The sequence below is a fragment of the Petrotoga mobilis SJ95 genome (genome assembly GCF_000018605.1).
GTDB classification, from domain to species: Bacteria; Thermotogota; Thermotogae; order Petrotogales; family Petrotogaceae; genus Petrotoga; species Petrotoga mobilis.
On the sequence record NC_010003.1, the window covers coordinates 146807 to 165963 of the forward strand.

24 protein-coding genes and 1 tRNA gene are annotated in these 19157 nt (G+C 32.3%); 14 read left to right on the forward strand and 11 right to left on the reverse strand.

Annotation, left to right across the window (positions count from 1 at the left end; genetic code table 11):
- Window positions 1-4 precede the first annotated feature (4 nt).
- From PMOB_RS00725 to PMOB_RS00760, 8 genes are all read right to left on the reverse strand, one after another.
- Window positions 5-1168, reverse strand: a complete 1164-nt coding sequence (locus PMOB_RS00725) for a carbohydrate ABC transporter permease (RefSeq protein ID WP_041533988.1) — start codon at window positions 1166-1168, stop codon at window positions 5-7.
- A gap of 90 nt (window positions 1169-1258) precedes the next feature.
- Window positions 1259-2470, reverse strand: a complete 1212-nt coding sequence (locus PMOB_RS00730) for an ABC transporter substrate-binding protein (RefSeq protein WP_012207999.1) — start codon at window positions 2468-2470, stop codon at window positions 1259-1261.
- Window positions 2471-2504: 34 nt separating this feature from the next.
- Entirely contained in the window at window positions 2505-2804 is a 300-nt protein-coding gene (locus PMOB_RS00735; RefSeq protein WP_331270668.1) for a substrate-binding domain-containing protein, read from the reverse strand.
- Window positions 2805-2810: 6 nt separating this feature from the next.
- On the reverse strand, window positions 2811-3497 hold the full coding sequence (locus PMOB_RS00740; protein WP_041533990.1) for a LacI family DNA-binding transcriptional regulator: 687 nt from the start codon (window positions 3495-3497) through the stop codon (window positions 2811-2813).
- 284 nt (window positions 3498-3781) lie between these two features.
- Window positions 3782-4846, reverse strand: a complete 1065-nt coding sequence (locus PMOB_RS00745) for a YqeG family HAD IIIA-type phosphatase (RefSeq protein WP_012208000.1) — start codon at window positions 4844-4846, stop codon at window positions 3782-3784.
- The gene (locus tag PMOB_RS00750; protein WP_012208001.1) at window positions 4821-5075 is read right to left on the reverse strand and encodes a DUF4911 domain-containing protein; all 255 of its coding nucleotides are present in this window, start codon (window positions 5073-5075) and stop codon (window positions 4821-4823) included. The genes PMOB_RS00745 and PMOB_RS00750 overlap by 26 nt, the downstream gene beginning before the upstream one ends.
- A 154-nt stretch (window positions 5076-5229) precedes the next feature.
- The gene (locus PMOB_RS00755) at window positions 5230-6516 is read right to left on the reverse strand and encodes a PhoH family protein (RefSeq protein ID WP_012208002.1); all 1287 of its coding nucleotides are present in this window, start codon (window positions 6514-6516) and stop codon (window positions 5230-5232) included.
- 2 nt (window positions 6517-6518) lie between these two features.
- Window positions 6519-7082, reverse strand: coding sequence for a 3'-5' exonuclease (locus tag PMOB_RS00760; RefSeq protein WP_012208003.1), 564 nt, complete (start codon window positions 7080-7082; stop codon window positions 6519-6521).
- 101 nt (window positions 7083-7183) lie between these two features.
- On the opposite strand from PMOB_RS00760, the gene PMOB_RS00765 reads away from it, so the two are divergent.
- The 12 genes from PMOB_RS00765 to ispE all read left to right on the forward strand — a co-directional run bounded on the left by PMOB_RS00765 (window position 7184) and on the right by ispE (window position 15271).
- Window positions 7184-7260, forward strand: a tRNA-Arg gene (locus tag PMOB_RS00765).
- 63 nt (window positions 7261-7323) lie between these two features.
- Window positions 7324-7587: a stage V sporulation protein S gene (locus tag PMOB_RS00770; RefSeq protein WP_041534184.1), complete on the forward strand. Its 264-nt coding sequence runs from the start codon at window positions 7324-7326 to the stop codon at window positions 7585-7587.
- Between the two features lie 139 nt (window positions 7588-7726).
- Window positions 7727-8047, forward strand: a complete 321-nt coding sequence (locus PMOB_RS00775; RefSeq protein WP_012208005.1) for a coiled-coil domain-containing protein — start codon at window positions 7727-7729, stop codon at window positions 8045-8047.
- A gap of 34 nt (window positions 8048-8081) precedes the next feature.
- Window positions 8082-8396 carry a cell division protein ZapA gene (zapA, locus tag PMOB_RS00780; protein ID WP_012208006.1) on the forward strand — a complete coding sequence of 105 codons (315 nt, stop codon included), beginning with the start codon at window positions 8082-8084 and terminating at the stop codon, window positions 8394-8396.
- A 14-nt stretch (window positions 8397-8410) separates the two neighbouring features.
- Window positions 8411-9178, forward strand: coding sequence for a glutamate racemase (murI, locus tag PMOB_RS00785; RefSeq protein WP_158245422.1), 768 nt, complete (start codon window positions 8411-8413; stop codon window positions 9176-9178).
- Between the two features lie 16 nt (window positions 9179-9194).
- On the forward strand, window positions 9195-10058 hold the full coding sequence (gene rapZ, locus PMOB_RS00790; RefSeq protein ID WP_012208008.1) for an RNase adapter RapZ: 864 nt from the start codon (window positions 9195-9197) through the stop codon (window positions 10056-10058).
- Between the two features lie 33 nt (window positions 10059-10091).
- A complete protein-coding gene (locus tag PMOB_RS00795; protein WP_012208009.1) occupies window positions 10092-11027 on the forward strand; it encodes a gluconeogenesis factor YvcK family protein in 936 nt (311 codons plus the stop codon).
- Window positions 11015-11935 (forward strand): DNA-binding protein WhiA, encoded by a 921-nt coding sequence (gene whiA / locus PMOB_RS10105; protein ID WP_012208010.1) that lies wholly within the window; start codon window positions 11015-11017, stop codon window positions 11933-11935. Before PMOB_RS00795 ends, whiA begins: the two co-directional genes overlap by 13 nt.
- 27 nt (window positions 11936-11962) lie before the next feature.
- A complete protein-coding gene (gene nrdR, locus PMOB_RS00805; protein ID WP_012208011.1) occupies window positions 11963-12415 on the forward strand; it encodes a transcriptional regulator NrdR in 453 nt (150 codons plus the stop codon).
- 35 nt (window positions 12416-12450) lie between these two features.
- Window positions 12451-12930, forward strand: a complete 480-nt coding sequence (gene greA / locus PMOB_RS00810; protein WP_012208012.1) for a transcription elongation factor GreA — start codon at window positions 12451-12453, stop codon at window positions 12928-12930.
- 46 nt (window positions 12931-12976) lie between these two features.
- Window positions 12977-14485, forward strand: coding sequence for a lysine--tRNA ligase (gene lysS, locus PMOB_RS00815; RefSeq protein ID WP_012208013.1), 1509 nt, complete (start codon window positions 12977-12979; stop codon window positions 14483-14485).
- Between the two features lie 12 nt (window positions 14486-14497).
- Window positions 14498-15271, forward strand: coding sequence for a 4-(cytidine 5'-diphospho)-2-C-methyl-D-erythritol kinase (ispE, locus tag PMOB_RS00820; protein WP_012208014.1), 774 nt, complete (start codon window positions 14498-14500; stop codon window positions 15269-15271).
- Here the strand turns inward: ispE and PMOB_RS00825 are convergent.
- From PMOB_RS00825 to PMOB_RS00835, 3 genes are read right to left on the reverse strand one after another with little or no spacing between them, the layout of a single operon-like run.
- Window positions 15264-15527 (reverse strand): EscU/YscU/HrcU family type III secretion system export apparatus switch protein, encoded by a 264-nt coding sequence (locus tag PMOB_RS00825; protein ID WP_012208015.1) that lies wholly within the window; start codon window positions 15525-15527, stop codon window positions 15264-15266. The two genes, ispE and PMOB_RS00825, sit on opposite strands and share 8 nt — an antisense overlap.
- Before the next feature lie 6 nt (window positions 15528-15533).
- A complete protein-coding gene (ltaE, locus tag PMOB_RS00830) occupies window positions 15534-16565 on the reverse strand; it encodes a low-specificity L-threonine aldolase (RefSeq protein ID WP_012208016.1) in 1032 nt (343 codons plus the stop codon).
- Between the two features lie 18 nt (window positions 16566-16583).
- The gene (locus tag PMOB_RS00835; protein ID WP_196793032.1) at window positions 16584-17435 is read right to left on the reverse strand and encodes a DMT family transporter; all 852 of its coding nucleotides are present in this window, start codon (window positions 17433-17435) and stop codon (window positions 16584-16586) included.
- Between the two features lie 141 nt (window positions 17436-17576).
- Between PMOB_RS00835 and PMOB_RS00840 the strand changes: the two genes are divergently transcribed.
- Complete coding sequence (locus tag PMOB_RS00840; protein WP_012208018.1) at window positions 17577-18047, forward strand: ribonuclease H-like YkuK family protein; 471 nt, start codon at window positions 17577-17579, stop codon at window positions 18045-18047.
- 397 nt (window positions 18048-18444) lie between these two features.
- Complete coding sequence (locus tag PMOB_RS00845) at window positions 18445-19149, forward strand: GntR family transcriptional regulator (RefSeq protein ID WP_012208019.1); 705 nt, start codon at window positions 18445-18447, stop codon at window positions 19147-19149.
- Window positions 19150-19157: the final 8 nt, after the last annotated feature.

Genomic DNA, 19157 nt, shown 5'->3' on the forward strand with positions numbered 1-19157 from the left:
CACCTCAATATTCTTCAGGGATGTATCTCCGTTGTAAAAACGTTATGAACATAATGATCGCAAAAAGTATCAATGCTAGTGATGAAGCATAACCCATATTTCCGTATTCAAAAGCATTTTTATATATGTAAAATGAGATCGTGATATTTCTCATATTTTCGATTAAAAAATAGATCTGATCAAACACTTGCATACAGCCAATAGTTCCCATGACTATAACAAACAATATCTGCGGTCTTAAAAGAGGTAGAGTAATCCTCCAAAATTTCTGTCCCCCAGAAGCACCATCTATCTCTGCAGCTTCATATAATGAATTGGGAATGTCTTGCAGTCCTGCTAAAAAGGTAATCATAAAATATCCAGCTGTAGACCATATGTTCATGAGCATTATTGAAAATAATGCGGTATTTGGGTTATTAAGCCAATCTATCGGTTGATATCCAAAATTGCCGAAAAGTCCAACAAGAATTCGATTTAAGACTCCTGGTTTAGAATAAATCAACCAAAAAATCATAGAGATAGCAGCAGATGATGTTATGGCTGGAAGAAAAAATACAACTTTGTAAAATTTAACACCCTTAACTTTTGAATTCGCTGCGACTGCTAACAAAACAGCTAAAAAAGTTTGTATAGGAACCACGATAATAGTATACAATAATGTATTAAAAAGAGATATTCTGACATAATCATCATTAAACATTCTCTGAAAATTTCCCAATCCGACAATTTGGGGTTTATATTTTTTAAATAGATCTTTTTCTTCTTTCATATAGGTTGTCATAAATTCAGAACTTGTCATAGTTGTATCTAATTTACCTTCGATAAAATCTTCCAAAAGTTTCTGACTATCAAAATATTTCAATATCGCTTCTTTTTGTTCCTCATTTAAATTAATGCCAACGTCGTATTGGATAAAAGTGAGTACGTCAAACCAGCTTTCTATTTCATCAACAGATTTCACATCTGTCTGAAACATACCTAGATGAAGCTCAATGGCTTCTTGTGGGTTAAGCGGTGCCTTGAATTTTTGTGTTTCTAAAGGATTAAAATTAGTAAAACTATAATAAAATATCATGATAATTGGATATATTACAAATAATAAGACTATAATTATAACAGGAGAAGCGAACAGATACCCAGATATTGCTTCTCTAGTTTTAGGTTTCACAAAATCACCTCTTTTCTTAAAAAATGATGAGGGGTTGCCCCTCATCATTTAATTAACTTTAATAAAAGCCTTGAAGACACCTAGTCTGATCTATTGAGTCACCCAAGAATTATAATTCTTTTCGATAGAATTTACAGCTTCTTCAATTGTAATTCTTCCTGCAAAAAGATCATTCAGTAAAGAGTTCAAATAATCGTTTGCTTTGGCAAATATCCCGGTAGGAGTAGGAACTCTCCATGGGTAACCAAATTCAACTGAATCATAGAATACTTTCTTCATAGGATCTGTATCTTCAGCGGCAACACTTTGCCTTGAACCAAGAACTCCTGCCTTTTCAACGAAAATTTCTTGTCCTTCAGTTACTAAGAATTTTAAAACCTCCCATGCTTCATCCTTATGTGGGGATTGTCTATTCATACCCCAAGCAACGGTATATATCATAGTGGATTCCTCAACAAGACTTGGTATTTCAACTATACCTGTCTTTTCTTCAACATTTGGGAAAGATTCTCTTATATATCCCAAAGCCCAAGGACCTTCCATAACCATAGCAGTCATCTCTTTAGCAAACGCATCTCCGAGCCATCCTGCACCCAACGTGGAAGGTAAATAAGCTAAATCGTAGTTTGTAGCTAGTTCAGTATAAAACTTCATGGCAGCAACCGCTTCTTTTTCGGTTAAAGCAGTTGATAAATCTTCTTTCACCAAACTTCCACCAAAACTATGAATAAATGGAATCAATCTGTTAAAATCTGCTGCCAAAGACAAAGGTGCATCAAATCCTCTTTCTTTCAACAAGGCCGCTTTGTACAACAAATCAAACCATGTATCATCGTTAGTAGGATATGGAACACCATATTCATCAAAAATCTCTTCGTTGTAGAAAAGCGCAAGAGTTGAGTAATCTTTAGCTATTCCGTATATTCTGTTGTTAAACGTGAATGCATCTACCAAGTTAGGATAGAAGTCGTCGATATCAAAGTTATCTCTTTGTATGTATAGATCTAAAGGTTGCAAAACATTGGCTCTAGCAAGTTCTTCGAAAACATACACATCTACATAGAACAGATCAGGTCCTTGACCCCCAGATAACCTAGTCATAAGAGTTTGTTTATAATCTCCTGCAATGGGATCCCATCTGACTTGGATATCTTGATGCGAAGAGTTAAATTTCTGAACAATCTCGTTTATAGCTGATTCTTCAGCAGGGTTTCCAGGCCATCCAGTGATAGTAATAGTTACTGCGGAAAAAGATGAACCAACTAACAAAACCATTAGAACAAATAAAGCTAACTTTCTCATACAATACTACCTCCTTTAAAATGTTTTTATGGTACTAAATATGCTTCTGAATAAAACTCAATGTGCTTTGTCTCTTAATTAATTTTGAAGGAACAACCATAGAAATTGTATCTTTCCCATTTGCTATGTTATCTACAGCTTGCGCAGCACTGTATCCTATTTTTATAATGTTCTGGTCGATGGTACTTAAACCTACAAATTCGGAAAGGGGAATATTATCGTATCCAACTATTGGTACTTCTATATTCAACCCCCTCAAAAATTTCATAGCTGCATAAGCCATAATATCTGAGGCACAAAATATTCCATCATATTCAAATCCTTTTTTTAGAATAGATTTTTATATTTCGACTGTTTTTTCTTCATCAAAATCCCCGAATTCTACATCTACTTCAACGCCTAGGTCTTTTTGAGCACTTTTTACCCCGGCTAATCTTTGCTCTGAGACAGGGATTCCCATATTACCACTAATATAAAGAATCTTTTTACATTTTATCTGTTTTAAATGTTTGATAGCCATATAAGCTCCAGCTACGTTATCACTATCTATGTATACAAAATTGTTTTCATCATTTCTACCTATAACAACATATGGAAATTTTTCTTTATTTAAAAGATCAACCCTTTCATCATTTTTTCTGATGTCTAATAGAATAAAACCATCAACAATCTTACTTTTTATCGTATTACTATAATATTCAGCGACGTTGCCATTTTCATGGATATCTACGATTAGTTTAAGACCTTTTGAAGAAAAGTAATTTAAAACACCTTTTAAAAATTTTGTGGAGTAAGTATCCTCTAAAACCTTTCCACCTTTCACCGAAAAAATAACCGCGTAAATTCCCGTTTTTTTGCTTCTTAAGGAAGTCGCTATCCTGTCTGGTTTATAATCATATTTCTGAATTATTTTTATAATCTTGTTTTTTGTTTCAAGGCTTACTTTATCAGAATTGTTTAATACCCTGGAAACTGTCGCTACGGATACATTTGCCATCTTAGCAATATCTTTTATTTTTAGAGCCATAATAATTACCCCTTAAAACAGTTTTTGTAATCGTTTACATAAAAATAGAATGAGTTTAATTTCTTTAATACCTTTAAATATTGAACTTGAATTCTATACTTTTAATTTATTTTCAAGAATCAAGAGCATTAATGTAATCGGTTACATTAATTATATAAAAAAACTTTAAAACTAGCAAGTCCAATTAAAGGCATTTAAGGACGATTAAAACCATTTAAAGTCGATTATTTTGAAAATCCTTTATTTTCCTCAATATTTATATTTTTTTTGATATTTCAAAATAACTATTCGTTCTTTATCAAAGTTGGCTTTTTTCTTATCCATTTCAAAGCTATTTTTTCAAAAAATCTCATAAATCTAGTCCATAGTCCTTCTTTTTTAGATAGAGGCTTAACTTTTATCGTGTAAAATCCTAAGGCATTCCCTAGCGCAACATCAGTGAAAAGTTGATCTCCAATCACCACGCCTTCCCCAGGTTTGTAACCATGAAACTTTATTTTTTTTCTGATTTTAAATCTTAATGGCTTCATTGCAGAAGTCAATAAATCTACTCCTAACTCATTTAATTGTATATATAAATTCATAAAACGCTTTTTTGAGCTATTACTTGCTATTAATATATAGAATCCGAGATCTTTTAATTTTAAAAAAAGATCGATGACTTCTGGTTGTAAATAATCACTATGCCATTCATTGAGGGTATTATCGAAATCAAAAATTAAAATTTTATACCCCTTATCTTTGAGGTGCAAATAATCAATATCAAATACACTTTTTTCAAATTCATTTGGACCTACTAAATCAATAGCTCTAAAAAACCAACCTATAGTATAAAAAAACACGTTGTAAGCAAATTTCGTGAATCCAGCCATAAACTGTTTAAACTTATTTTCGAGTCCATAGGTATACGGATTTATCAAAATCGTATACAACCCCAGACGATTTCCTGCGCTAATATCTGTGATAAAAAGATCACCTATAATAACAGTTTCTGACTCTTTTGAACCGAGCTCTTCTAAAACGGATTTCAATTTTTTAGGATTAGGCTTTTTCATACTTGTATGTACTTTTACCTTCCCGTTAGTCAGTTTTTCAATTCTTTTTACCTTTTCCCTTTTGGCATTGGTAACTATTGCAACTTTAAAATCATCGTTTATTAATTTGTTTAAAAGGTTTAATGTTTTATCAGGAATATTGTCATCTCTCCATACAGTAATAGTAAAATCATAATCCATAAGAATAGTATTGAAACCAAGTTTTTTTAATTTTTCATAATCAATAGAGTATATATCAGGACTATATTCTCTAGGTATTGGAATGTACTTAAATAATCCCATTGTGCGGTTCAATACTTACAACCTCCACTTTTATGTCGGAATTTTTCAAAGAGTTGAGTAAAGTTAATGCTTCATCAACCAAGCCTGCTGGTACTATTATTTTAAAATACCCATTCTCTTGTTTTTTTCTAACGTTCATTATGTGTGCTTCAGCTTCGACCAGATAAATTAAAAGGTGAATATCTTCTTTTGCAATGTCTATGTAAATATCGTATTCAAGATGCAATTTTTCTTTCTCCATTAACTTATTTTTCCTCCTAGTTATTTATTTTTTTGGCTTCTTTAGAACTTCTAATACTTACTTTAGCGCCCCTTCGCCCCGCAGCCCACCCTAAAGGAAAAAAGAGTTTTATCCCTTTGCCTCGCTCCCCACCCATCTTTCCCCCATCCATCTCTTACAAAATTTCAGAAGACACTGTAGCTAATTCTGACCTTTCACCTTTTTTCATTGTAATATTAGCTGATAAAGGGTTATCTTTAAATTTTGAAGCTGTATAGACTAAGCCGTTAGATGAACTGTCCAAATACGGGTTATCTATTTGATATGGATCTCCCGTTAATACAATCTTTGTGCCTTCTCCAACTCGGGTCAAAATAGTTTTTACTTCAGCAGGAGTTAAATTCTGTGCTTCGTCAACTATCATATATTGGTTTGGGATTGTTCTTCCTCTTATATATGAAAGTACTTCTATTTCCAATAAATCTTTCTTAGCTAAATATTCTTCTGGTTTTTTACCACTACCTTTGAATAACAAATCTAAATTATCATATATGGGTTGTAACCAAGGACGCATTTTTTCTTCTATATCTCCGGGTATATAACCAATATCTTTCCCCATCGGTATAACAGGCTTTGAAACCAAAAGTTTATTGTACAATTTTTCAACTTGAACACAGTATAATCCTGCTGCCAATGCTAGTAACGTCTTACCAGTTCCAGCCTTGCCCACCAACGTCACAAAAGGTATATCTGGGTTTAAAAGTGCATCCAAGGAAAAAACTTGTTCTACGTTTCTAGGTTTTATTCCAAAAATTTCGCTTTCAAAATCTATCAAAATTGATTGAAACTTCTTTAGCTTAGAATCATATCTTAAAAATAAGTTTCCATAGTTAAGATATGAATTTGGAAGAGGTTCTTCTTTGAACCCTAATTCTGAAAAATCATACTCACCCTTCTCTTCAACCTCTTTATCTGGATTTTCTTCAATATAATAACCATCAGGAAGAAGTTTTATGTCTATTTTATCAGTCAAATAATCTTGACTTTCTAAACCCAACGCATCAGCCTTGATCCTCAGATTTAAATCTTTACTAACTATTATTGTTGGTAAGTTGTCTGTTCTTTTTAAAAACATGGCGTAATATAATATGAAATCATCTTTTGATTCCCCAAGGTAAGTAGGAATTTTATGTTTTTCATCGTTTTTTTCCAGCGCCAAGATTTTCAATATGCCTCCACCAGGCAATTTGATCCCTTTATGTAATGGTGTCCCGTTTCTAAAACTATCTAAAATTCTATTAACCTCTCTGGCGGATTTAGCGACTTTATCGCTTCTTGTTTTTAACTTATCTATTTCTTCTATTACAGGAAAAGGTATCACAACATTGTTATCCTGAAAATTGAGAATACTGTTAGGATCATGAATCAAAACATTTGTATCGATAATGAAATTTTTAACCAAAATCAATCACCCCATTTTTTAATAAAATTGATTATTGCTTCGAAAGAAAAAAGTTTTATATATTTTTGGAAAAGTTTGGCTGTAGATAGTGCATCATCCCAGGCTCTATGAAATTGTTTTATCCCTAAATTGAATTTTTTCGAAAGGAATTCAAGATTGTATGGCCCTTTATCAAAATAGTATTTTGAAATTTCGAGGGTGTCAATATAGTAATTGTCTATTGAAAACATTCCACTTTCTTTTGCAGCAATATCTAGAAACCTCAGATCCATTTTTACGTTATGTGATACAATTATAGAATCATCAATATACTCTTTAAATCTTGGGAAAACTTCTGATAAGGATGGAGCGTTAGAAATATCTTGATTATTTAATTTATGAAATTTAGAGACCTCTCCAGGTATGAATATATTTGGATTTACCAAGGTATGAAATGCATATTTGAAATTAATTTTTTTATCGTATATGGGGATCGCTGCTATTTCTATAATCCGATCTCCTAACTCAGGGTTCAAACCGGTTGTTTCAAAATCTAAAGCTAAAAAAACTTTATCTTTAACTTTCATCACAATCTTTACCTCCACGAATAAATTATATCATATGATTTAAAAAATTTTTGGTCTTGATTTAAATAGTCATTTTAAGGTATAATTATCATTAGTGATGAGCGTCTGTAGCTCAACTGGATAGAGCGTCGGACTTCGGATCCGAAGGTTGTGGGTTCAAATCCCACCAGATGCGCCATATGCTCTATATAAGTCAAAATTACAAACAAAACATTACAGGGAGGTATCATTCATGGCAGAAATGGAAGTACTAAAAGTAGCTGCTAATTCAAATCCTGTTGCTGTTGCCGGTGCTTTAGCTGCTATCATTAGAGATAAAGGAAGCGCTGAGTTACAGGCTATAGGAGCCGGCGCAGTTAATCAAGCTGTTAAAGCTATAGCAATAGCCAGGGGGTACGTAGCTCCGAGCGGAATCGATTTAGTTTGTGTTCCAGCGTTTTCAGATGTTGAAATTGAAGGGGAAGAGAGAACGGCAATTAAATTTTTGGTTAAAGCAAGAGACTAAAAGAGGCTATGCCTCTTTTAGTTTTTTTAGTTTTAGAATTAAAAAATATGCGTATTTTTAGTTTTTTTTCATCTAGCTGTGTTATAATTGCTTTAGTTTCACTTCAACAAATTATTTTAATAAAGGGGGAATGTACAAAATGGACGTTTTGAAGGAACTGGAAAATATGTTAGAAACGTTGGCCGACAAATACAACGAACTAAAAAAAGAAAAAAACGATCTTCAAACTCAGTACGATGAATTGTTCAGCGAATACGAAAAAATAAACAACGAAAAAGAAGAGATGGGACGTGAATTGGAAGAATTAAGAAGAAAGAATGATGAAATTGAAAACCATCTAAACCAGTTAAAAAGTTCACTTATATCAAGATTAGGAGATGAGTTTAGAACTGGAGAATTTGATAATCCGGCATCTTCAAATACTTCATTCCAAGATGAACCGGATCAAAATCGTTATTAATTGATTCATTAAAATCATTTAAGGATGAAAAATCATGAAGAATTATCGCTCAATTGAAGTAAAAATCTTAGGAAAAGATTATAAATATAAAGTGGACGAACCCGAGGATGTTATAAAAGAAATTTTAGAAAACATAAAATCGGAAGTTGAAACCTATGCAAAAAAAATCGGTGGAGAAGAAGTGGATTATATCTTTCTCCTATTACTTCTAAATGAAAGATTAAACAGTATAAGAACGAAACAAGAAATCAAACAAATGGTTGATAAGTTCAGTGATATGTTGAATACCGCACTTAAAAGCAATGATGAAGGTAGCGATGAACAAAGTAAAAGTATTCAATGGGGGTAAGATATTTTCCAATTATGAAAATAGGACTTTTTGATTCAGGAATAGGTGGTTTAACGGTTTTAAAAAAAGTGATAGAAAATTTTGGTAATCATGAGTATTTTTATTTAGCTGATAATTTAAATGTACCTTATGGTTCAAAGCCTATTCCTTTTTTAAGAGAAAATTTAAAAAACATACTTTCTTTTTTTCAAAAGATGAAAGTTGATTTTCTAATTTCTGCATGTAATACAACAGATTCCATTGTAAAAAAAACCAATTTCGACACGAAAAATTATAACTTCACATATGTAAGTATAATTGACAACGCTATAAAAACAATAGAAAGAAACGATACTGTTCTTTTGTTAGCCACCGAGAACACCATTAATTTGGGGGCTTATAAGGAAGCTCTTATAAGCAAAAAAATAACCAATCTGGAAGAAAAGGCATGCCCATTGTTCGTTCCACTTATAGAAGAAGGTTATTGGGATGGACAGATGGCAGAGTCAGTTTTGAGATTTTATTTACAAGATTCCAAATCTAAGTACCACAAAGTAATATTAGGATGCACCCATTATCCAATTTTAGAAAAGCAAATTAGAAAATACACAAATTCTTCCATCGTTGATCCTGCAGATGGGGTTGTTGATTTTTTAAAAAATGAGATCAAATTAGAGAGAATAGATGGGAAAATTAAAGTAAATTTTTTAGTTACTGGCAACCTAGAAAAATTCAAATTTCTTTCCAAAGTTTTTATGAAAGACGTAAAGTATCACCCTATTTTTAAAAAAATCGTATTATAAACTATATAAAAGGCGATTGATAACATTGCTAACAAAACCAACAGTTTTTTTAATTACCGGTTTATCTGGCGCAGGTAAAACTTTATTGTTACAATCTCTAGAAGACGAAGGGTACTATACAGTTGACAACATACCCCCTCATTTAATAGAATCTTTTTTAAATATTTTATGCACTAGCAATGTCAAAAAACTTGCTATAGTAAGTGATATTAGATGGAAAGATCCCCAAAAATTGATCGAATTATTTAAAAATGTTGAAAGTTTAGCCAAATGTACTATGGAAATTCATAAAGTCTTTTTAAAAGCTGATAAAAGTGAACTAATCAATAGATACAAAAAAACGAGAAGAACCCATCCGTTAGGTCTTTCCTTAGAGAATGCCATTGATGAAGAAATAAAAGTTATGTCAGAAATAGAGAGTTCTTGTGACATAGTTATCGATACTTCCTCAACTGAACCAACTGAATTTAAAAAAAGATTCTTTCAGATGATAAAAGAAGATATGAAAAAACTAAAGTTAAATTTTATCAGCTTTGGATTTAAAAATGGTATTCCGCCAATCTCTGATTATGTTTTTGACGTGAGATATCTTCCAAATCCTTTTTATTTTCCAGAGATGTATGAACTAACTGGTTTAGATATGAAAGTAATGGAATTCCTTGAAAAATTTAAAGAAACTCATGAAACCGTGGATAAGATTGCTAATTTAGCGAAGTTTATTCAAGATAAATATTCTGAAAGTGGCCGTATAGAAGCATATTTTTGCATAGGTTGCACCGGAGGCCAACATAGATCGGTTTACATTGCCCAAAAGGTTTATGAAATTTTAAAAAAAGAAGGAAGAGAAGTAAGCATAGATCACAGAGATATAGAACGATAACATGGAAATATTCGTCAGGTGGGTAGATATGCTGTGAAAAATATTGTAACTATTGGTGGTGGAACGGGAACAAGTCAAATATTAAGGGGATTGAAATGGAATCAAGATATAGATATTGTTTCCATAGTAACCGTTACAGATGATGGAGGAAGTTCCGGTATATTGCGTGAAGATTTTAATATATTACCGCCAGGAGATATTAGGAACAATATCTTAGCTTTGGCTGAACAAGAAACCTTTCTGACTAAATTACTTAAATATCGATTTAATGAAGGATTCTTAAAAAATCATAATCTCGGTAACATAATTTTGCTAGCATTAACTAGAATTAACGGCAATAATTTTCCCTTAGCTATCAAAACATTGTCGGAAGCTCTGAAAATAAAAGGGAGGGTCTTTCCTGCCTCTTTGGACTCTCTAAAACTTGTAGCAGAACTTGACGATGGTGAAATCATTTTTGGGGAAACATCAATTGTGTTGAAAAACAAAAATATAAAAAGAATCTGGTTGGACGGCAATGCCGAAGCATTTGATGAAAGCGTTATGGCAATTCAAAAAGCTGATATAATAATTTTTGGACCTGGCAGTTTATATACGAGTATTATCCCCAATATATTGGTAGACGGAATAAGAAACGCAATCAATTTATGCAAAGCAAAGAAATTATATATAGCAAATATTATGACACAGCCAGGGGAAACGACCAATTATTCTTTGAAAGATCATGTTGAAGAACTAGAAAATTATTTAGGCGAAGAATTAGATTACATCATAGCCAATAAATCAAATTTACCATATGAAATAATTCAAAGATACCAGAAAATGGGATCTAGTCCGGTAAAGTTGGATATGGAAGAAGATAGAAGAGTAGTGGTATCTGATTTGGTTTATATTATAAACGATGAGGAACCGAAAATTAGACATGATCCAAAGAAAACATCAGAGTTGATTTTAAAATGCGTTCTATGAATTCATTTTCAGAAGCTTTAAAATTAAGCCTAGTGAACAGTGATTACATTTTCCCAGAGGCTGAGTTCTATGGTTTTTTCATAGGAAAAGGTGAAATTATTGAAAAAGAAACTGAAAAATTAATAAAAATATCCATAACATCTTTGAATAGTTTTAAAAGATTATACAAACTGTGCAAATTTTCTTTCACAGAAAAATTTGAAGTAAAATTTAACAACGAAAAAAGGTTAAATCTTGGTGGAACAGGTTCTATATTCTTAAACTATCAAACGATATATAAAATATTAAAGAAAAACAACCTTTATCTAAATGAAACTAAATTTTCCCCACCTTTAAAAAAAGATCCAGTAATTTTTGGATCTTTTATTAAAGGTTTATTGTTGTCTTGTGGATCTATATCAGTAAAAGAATCCTATCATTTAGAATTTAATTTGAAAACTAACAATGTATTTAAAGAGGATTTAGTTAGAACATTTAAGAATCTTTTAGGGGTAAATGCCAGATTTTTAAATAGAAGTAAGGGCTCTAAAGTATACATAAAATCACGCGATGACATTTTGAATATCCTTGAGCTTCTCAACGCCAAAGAAAAAGTAAAAGAACTAAGTGAATTAATGGATATAAGGGATTTACGTAGCAACGTCACAAGGACTATTAATTTAATATCTGCTAATTCATCAAAAACGGCTCGTAGCTCAATAAAGCAAATTAACGATATACAAATTATTCAAGAAAGCATTGGTATAGATAGTTTACCAAATGACCTAAAACAAATTGCTGCTTTTAGATTAGAAAATGAAGATGCAAGTTTGAGTAACATGGCAGAATCTTTATCAATGAAAAAATCTACCTTGTACAACAAACTAAAAAAAATCTCAAAAATTGCCGAATCTCTAAAAAATACCTAATTTAGGTAAAATGGTGGTGCAATAATTATGAAATGTCCTTTCTGTGGTTACGAGGAAACTAAAGTTCTGGACTCAAGACCAGTTAGTAACGGCACTTCCATAAGAAGAAGAAGAGAGTGCTTGCAATGCCAAGCGCGCTTTACAACTTATGAAAGATACGAGCAAACAAGGATAAGAATAATAAAAAAAGATGGCAGAAGAGAACTTTACGATAGAAAAAAACTAATGAACGGGATCTTAAAAGCTTGTGAAAAAAGGCCTGTAAGTACTGATCAAATCGAAGAAATTGTTGATAATATAGAAGAACAATTAAGAAGAAGTGGCAATTCAGAAATTTATTCTTCTGAAATTGGTGATAAGGTTATGGAGCAATTGAAATCAATCGACCAGGTAGCTTATGTGAGATTTGCTTCCGTGTATAAAGAATTTAGAGATTTAGACAGCTTTTTACAAGCTATAAGAGAATTAAAAAATAGTTAATCACCATTATTAGAAATGGGAGGAGCGATACAAAAGTGGCTGAACAAGTATACCAACTAACCCGAGAAGGGTACGAAAAATTAAAGAGGGAACGAGAAGAGCTTAAAAAAAGACTTATGGGAGAAGTTGCCGAAAGAATTAAAGAAGCCAGGGAATTGGGAGATCTTTCAGAAAACAGTGAGTACGAAGAGGCAAAAAACGAACAAGGAATGATAGATTCCAGAATCAAAGAGATAGATTATATATTAGACAATGCAGAAATAATTGAAAATGGAGGCAACCACGATAACTCTACCGTAAGTTTGGGGAAAAAAGTGAAAATAAAAGACTATAGATTGAATAGAGAGCAGGAATTCGTTCTAGTTACCCCTCAAGAGGCAAATATAGAAGAAAATAAGATCAGTATTGAATCTCCTATTGGAAGATCATTACTAGGAAGGAAAAAAGGTGAAGTTATCAACATTAAAACCGCCAGAGGAAGTTCAAAAAAAATAGAAATCAAAGAGATAAGCTAAGATTTCATAGATCACAAAACTAACCTTACCAAGCAGGAGGCAAAGTATGGACCTTAGAAATATACGAATGCATCAATTAAAAGAAATGAGGGAAAAAGGATACAATCCGTATAAGTACAATTTTCAAAAAAATTATACTTCCCAACAAATCAAAGACCTTTTCGATAGTAAAATAGAGGCTGGCCAACAATTACCGGATGAAGTTTTTAATTTCGGCGGAAGGCTGATGAATTTAAGAAAACATGGCAAATCTGCTTTTGCTGATTTAAAAGATGAATTTGGACGTATCCAGGTATATATCCGTTTGGATCAAGTAGGGCAAGAAAACTATGATTTTTTCAAAGAATATATTGATATTGGAGACTGGATAGGAATAAAAGGTTATCCCTTCAAAACGAGAACTGGCGAATTAACTCTTTTGGCTTTAGATATAGAATTACTCTCAAAAGCTATTCGCCCTCTTCCTGAAAAATGGCATGGCCTTAAAGATAAAGAAGTTCGATATAGACAAAGATATGTGGATATGATCGCAAACGATGACACCATTAAAACCCTCAGAACACGTTTTTTAATCATAAAATACATCAGAGAGTATTTAAACAACAAAGGTTTTTTAGAAGTTGAAACCCCAGTTCTTCAAAGTATAATGGGTGGAGCAAATGCAAGACCTTTTATTACCCATCTAAACGTATATGATATAGATATGTACTTACGCATAGCCACGGAATTACATCTAAAAAGACTAGTCGTAGGTGGGATGGAGAAAGTTTATGAAATAGGGAAAATATTCAGAAACGAAGGTGTTTCAAACAAACATAATCCTGAATTCACATCTATTGAATTGTACCAAGCTTTCGCTGACTACAACGATATGATGGAACTAACCGAAGATCTCTTATACAACATTACCAAAAAAGTTCACAACAAAGCAAAGATTATGTACCAAGGAGAAGAAATAGATTTCACACCTCCTTTCAAAAGAATAAAGATGAGAGAATTCATACAAGAAAATCTTGGAATAGATATAGTGGAAGCTAGTGATCAGGAACTGAAAGAGTTTTTGAAAAACAAGGGTGAAGAGGTAGAAATAGAAGACAGATACCATTACCTCGACAAAGTATGGGATTTAGTCGAAGATAAGATCGTTCAACCTACTTTTGTTATGGATTATCCTATCGAATTATCTCCACTGGCAAAAAGAAAAAAAGATGATCCAAGGTTAACCGAAAGGTTTGAATTAATAATAAAGGGCAATGAAATAGCGAACGCCTTTTCTGAATTGAACGATCCTCAAGACCAATTTGAAAGGTTTAAAAAGCAAATGGAACTGAAAGAGTTGGGCGATGAAGAAGCTCAAATGATGGATCTTGATTTCATTAGGGCATTAGAATATGGTTTGCCTCCAACTGGAGGACTAGGAATAGGTATTGACAGGGTTTGTATGCTGCTTACTGATACTCCAACTATTCGCGACATTATACCTTTTCCAATTGTAAAACCCATGGCTTTCGAAGACGAAGAAGCCATGTTAAAAGAAGAAGAGACAAACGAATGAAAGAGGAGTTAAATGCATTTAAAAGCCTTTGGGAAAGTTAACCTTTACTTAGATGTAATTAGTAGGAGAAAAGATAATTACCATAATATTTTAACCCTTTTCCAATCTATTAACGAACACGACGATATATTTATTGAATTTTCTGAAAGTGAAATATTCGAATCAGAACCTCCTTTAAATATTTCATGGGATAATAATATAATAAAAAAGTCCATAGAGACCTTTAAAAAAGAAACGGGTTTTGACAATTTTAACTTAAAAATTAAGCTTATTAAGAATTTACCTATGGGTGGAGGACTAGGGGGTGGAAGTGCCGACGCTGCTGCTGTCTTAAACTTCCTTTCAAAGAATTTTAAAATATCAGAAAAAGACTTATTCGAAATAAGTTGCAAAATCGGGAGTGATGTCCCATTTTTGCTAAAAGGTGGAACCGCTATAGGTAAAGGGAAAGGAGAAATTTTGGAATTTTTGGAACCTTTAAAATTAAATATTCAAATATACCCCATGAACTATAATATTGATACTAAAAAAATGTACGAAAAACTTGATCAAAATTGGAAAAGTATAAACCATTTCGGTGATCCATACAATTTGTACGAAGCTTTAAAAAATAACGACATTATAACTGCTAAACAAAATGCGTTTAACGTATTCGAACAAGTGGCATTCAAAGAATATCCTAAATTGAAGCAAAAAAAGGAAGACATGGAAAAGGATGAAGGAATTATATTTGCTTTGATGTCTGGTTCAGGTAGTACATTATACAAAGTAATTTATGCTAACTGAACTCTTTATCTAACTTAAAGACAAAAGCAATTATTTCAGCGGCCAATTCATACAATTCGGGAGGAATTTCTTCATCCAAATCTAAACCATAAAACTCTTCTACGGCTTTTTCACTTTTAACTATTGGTATGTTTTCCTCTTCAGCTATTTCTATGATTCTCCTGGCTATTGAATCTATACCTTTTGCAACCACTTTAGGTGCTTGATCCGTTCCTTGTTTATACCGTAAAGCTACTGCTTTTTTTGAATTAGACATTTTTTATCACTTCTTTAAATATTCTTTCATTGTTTCAACAATATAATCCACATCTTTCTTGCTTACCCAATAATTAGTTACAAATCTGAATTCCCCATTTTCTGGGGGATTTATTTTGATACCTTTTTCTAAAAAAAATGATACCATTTCCCTAAAATTTATATCTTCGTTTATTGTGAAAAAAACCATATTTATATGAATATCGTCTAAGTTCAAAGAAATTTCAGGGATCTCGCTCAGCCTTTCTCCCAGATATCTGGCGTTTTCATGATCCTCTTTTAGTCTGAATCTCATCTTTTCAAGGGCTATTAACCCTGCTGCAGCTAGAAATCCTGCTTGCCTTAAACCTCCACCCATCAGTTTGCGTTTCTTTTTGGCTTTTTGAATGAAATCTTTACTCCCGGCCACAATAGAACCTACAGGTGCACATAAACCCTTTGAAAGGCAAAACATGACTGAATCACAGTATTGAGTTACCTCCGTAGGATCAACATTCAAGTAGGTTGCAGCGTTGAATACTCTAGCTCCATCCAAATGAACGGGGATCTCATTCTTGTGAGCTATTTCAGATATTTCTTTCATATTTTCAAGCGGCACAACCGTTCCATTGGAATGAGCATTCTCTAGACATATCAAACCTGTAGATGGGAAATGAAGATCCTCTTCTCCCTTTCTTATTCTATTTTTAATATCCTTAGGCGACATAACCCCGTTATCACTATTTATAGTTCTTAATTGTACGCCAGCTATTACTGAAGCCGCCCCGACTTCGTGAACAACGATATGGCAACTATCATCAAGGATAACTTCATTTCCTCTTTCACAATGTGTAAAGATGGAAAGTTGGTTACCAAACGTTCCACTGGGAACAAAAAGTGCATCTTCCTTTCCTACTACTTCTGCAGCGTATTTTTCTAATTTTTTCATTGTTGGGTCTTCATCGTATACATCATCACCAACTTCTGCCTTAAACATGGCTTCTCTCATCTCTTGAGTAGGTTGCGTAACGGTATCACTTCTGATGTCTATGTATTTCACTAAAACTCCTCCTCTTTCTCAAAGCTCTTTTAAATCTAATTTCTTTTTCAAATATTTATTAACCCTGTACGAAAAAGTAGTTAAAATTATTACCCCAATCATAATTGAAGCCCCGACTATCTGCAATCCAGAAAATCTCTCTCCCAAAAAAATAAATGAAAATAATGAAGCAAATATGGGTTCTCCAATGAATATAAGAACGGTGGAATTAGAACCAATTACCTTTTGATATTTAACTTGCAAAAAATTCACTACTATGGTTGCAGCGATCGCTGTATATATAACTGTTAACCAAATCGGAACACCTAACTTCCAGTTAGAATTGAATGACATTGACAAATTGATTATAGCAGCAAATAAAAACTGATAAGCTAAAAGCGAAGTTTCATCAACAACTTTTGAAAATTTTGTTATTAAAACAATATGAACGGCAAACAAAACAGCACTCAAAAACGTTAAGAAATCTCCAAAATTAAATCCCGAAATACCTCCAAAAAGCATGTAAGAACCTAACAAAGACAAAGGAAAACATACCCACTGAATAAAGTTGGGTTTCTCTTTTTCAATTAGATAAGAAATTATGGGAGTGAGTGGAATATATAAAGAGGTAATAAAACTACTTTTGGAAGCATCTGTAAAATTAATCCCATAAGTTTGCAAAGCATGTGCCAATCCTAAAATTACTCCTAAGGTTGCCCCATATTTGAAAGAATGTTTTTTCCAAATAAGAAAAGACAAAACGGCAGCAATACCAAACCTGATAAACAAATAAGGCAAGGTTTGAAGATCCGTCAACACCACCTTGTGAATCGGAAAAGTAGTACCCCATATTAATGTGGCTAACAAAAGCCAAAAAAACGCTCTAATCAACCTATAATCCCTCATCTTATTCACATGTTTTAGTGTATTATATCAAAATTTTAATTCGAATTTTAGTATCATTCTTAATTAATCTTAAAAGTTTTTAATAAAAATCGTTGCATTTTGGTGTATAATTGAAAAAAACTTATTTTGAAAAAAGGGGGTAACGTTTTCAAGTTAAAAAATCCAACTATAGGCACTATAGAATTCAAAGACTTGACTAATTTCATTGAATTATTTTTAGAAAACAAAAGTTACAAAGTTTGGGTGGGAACAGATAGCCATGCAAGAGATGGAGTGGTAACTTTTGCTACCGCTATAGTAATTTACAAAGTAGGTAATGGGGCTACTTATTTTTATTATGTCACTCACGAACGTAGACCATATGATATGTACTCAAGATTGATAAGAGAAGCAGAATTTAGTTTAAACACCGCAGAATTTATCGAAAATCACTTAAATTTAATAAAGCCAGAAATACACCTTGATATAGGTTTAAATGGTAGATCAAAAGAGGTTTTTAATGTTGTCACTGGCTATGTGAAGGGTCTGGGATATGATTGTAAAATAAAACCAGAATCTTTTGCAGCTACCAATGTTGCTCATTTATATACTAAATGAAAATATTTCTGCAATTGATGTTTCAATAGGATTATGGTCGTTTTCAATTCTCATCTTCTTCAAAACATATTTTGCATTTGAACCTCTTTAAATCTCCATAAAACAACTAGTCAGAATGTCTTTCTATAAAAAAAGTTGCTGATAACTTACCTTATTTTTTGAATTTTTGTGTGGCTCCCACACTTAAGGCCATCAATGTTTTTTTAATATATTGATTAATAATAGCATTCGAATTTTTGCTAATATTATTTCACTACAATCAATTTGTTTAGAAAATCATTCATATTTTCAGATTACTCTGAGAATTCTTGACTTGATTCGTTTTATTTGATATAATTTGTGTATACAAGTATGAGTAGACATATTTGTATATCTTTCTTGAAGGAAGGTAACTTAAATGGCCGATTATAAGACGCCAATCTATCAAAGGATTGCTGACAAAATAGTTTCAAGAATATATGAAGGGGAATATCCAATGAACTCATTTCTTCCGTCAGAAAATGACTTAGCCGAGGAATTTCATGTAACAAGAACTACGATAAGAAAAGTTTTAAGTTTATTGAAACAGCAAGGGACAATTAAAAGTTACCAAGGAAGAGGGTATAAAGTTCAAACTCTTTTATGGGAGCAAAGTCTTTTAAAGTTTTACAGCTTTGGGAAAAGTATAGCTAGCAAGGTTGAAAATTCTAATACTAAACTTATATCGGTAAAAAACGTCTCTGGCTTGGAAGATGTTGATGAATTTGAAAACCTAGAATTATGGGAAATTACGAGGTTGAGATTAGTTGGTGAAATTCCTTTAATATTGGAAACCTCTTACATCCCTGTCGAATTTTTAAAAAAAGTGGATAATGAAAATCTGAAAACAAAACCTCTGTATGATTTACTTGCCAGAGAAGGAATAAGATGTGTCAATGCAAAAGAATATCTTGAACCAGTTCTTCCTTCACTAGAAGCCCAAGAATTGCTAGAAATTGAAGAAAATATTCCCCTTTTTCAAACTACAAGATACACATATGATTCCGAAAATAGATTGGTAGAATTCAGAGAAAGTCTTATAAGAGCTGATCATTTTAGATTCTTTACTGAATTGAAATTGTAGGGAGAATA

Coding starts and splice junctions, on each gene's coding strand:
- PMOB_RS00730 (WP_012207999.1), bottom strand. CDS start 2,470: ATGAGAAAGTTAGCTTTATTTGTTCTAATGGTTTTGTTAGTTGGTTCA.
- PMOB_RS00740 (WP_041533990.1), bottom strand. CDS start 3,497: ATGGCTCTAAAAATAAAAGATATTGCTAAGATGGCAAATGTATCCGTA.
- PMOB_RS00750 (WP_012208001.1), bottom strand. CDS start 5,075: ATGGAGAAAGAAAAATTGCATCTTGAATACGATATTTACATAGACATT.
- PMOB_RS00760 (WP_012208003.1), bottom strand. CDS start 7,082: ATGAAAGTTAAAGATAAAGTTTTTTTAGCTTTAGATTTTGAAACAACC.
- PMOB_RS00770 (WP_041534184.1), top strand. CDS start 7,324: ATGGAAGTACTAAAAGTAGCTGCTAATTCAAATCCTGTTGCTGTTGCC.
- PMOB_RS00775 (WP_012208005.1), top strand. CDS start 7,727: ATGGACGTTTTGAAGGAACTGGAAAATATGTTAGAAACGTTGGCCGAC.
- zapA (WP_012208006.1), top strand. CDS start 8,082: ATGAAGAATTATCGCTCAATTGAAGTAAAAATCTTAGGAAAAGATTAT.
- murI (WP_158245422.1), top strand. CDS start 8,411: ATGAAAATAGGACTTTTTGATTCAGGAATAGGTGGTTTAACGGTTTTA.
- whiA (WP_012208010.1), top strand. CDS start 11,015: ATGCGTTCTATGAATTCATTTTCAGAAGCTTTAAAATTAAGCCTAGTG.
- nrdR (WP_012208011.1), top strand. CDS start 11,963: ATGAAATGTCCTTTCTGTGGTTACGAGGAAACTAAAGTTCTGGACTCA.
- lysS (WP_012208013.1), top strand. CDS start 12,977: ATGGACCTTAGAAATATACGAATGCATCAATTAAAAGAAATGAGGGAA.
- ispE (WP_012208014.1), top strand. CDS start 14,498: ATGCATTTAAAAGCCTTTGGGAAAGTTAACCTTTACTTAGATGTAATT.
- PMOB_RS00825 (WP_012208015.1), bottom strand. CDS start 15,527: ATGTCTAATTCAAAAAAAGCAGTAGCTTTACGGTATAAACAAGGAACG.
- PMOB_RS00845 (WP_012208019.1), top strand. CDS start 18,445: ATGGCCGATTATAAGACGCCAATCTATCAAAGGATTGCTGACAAAATA.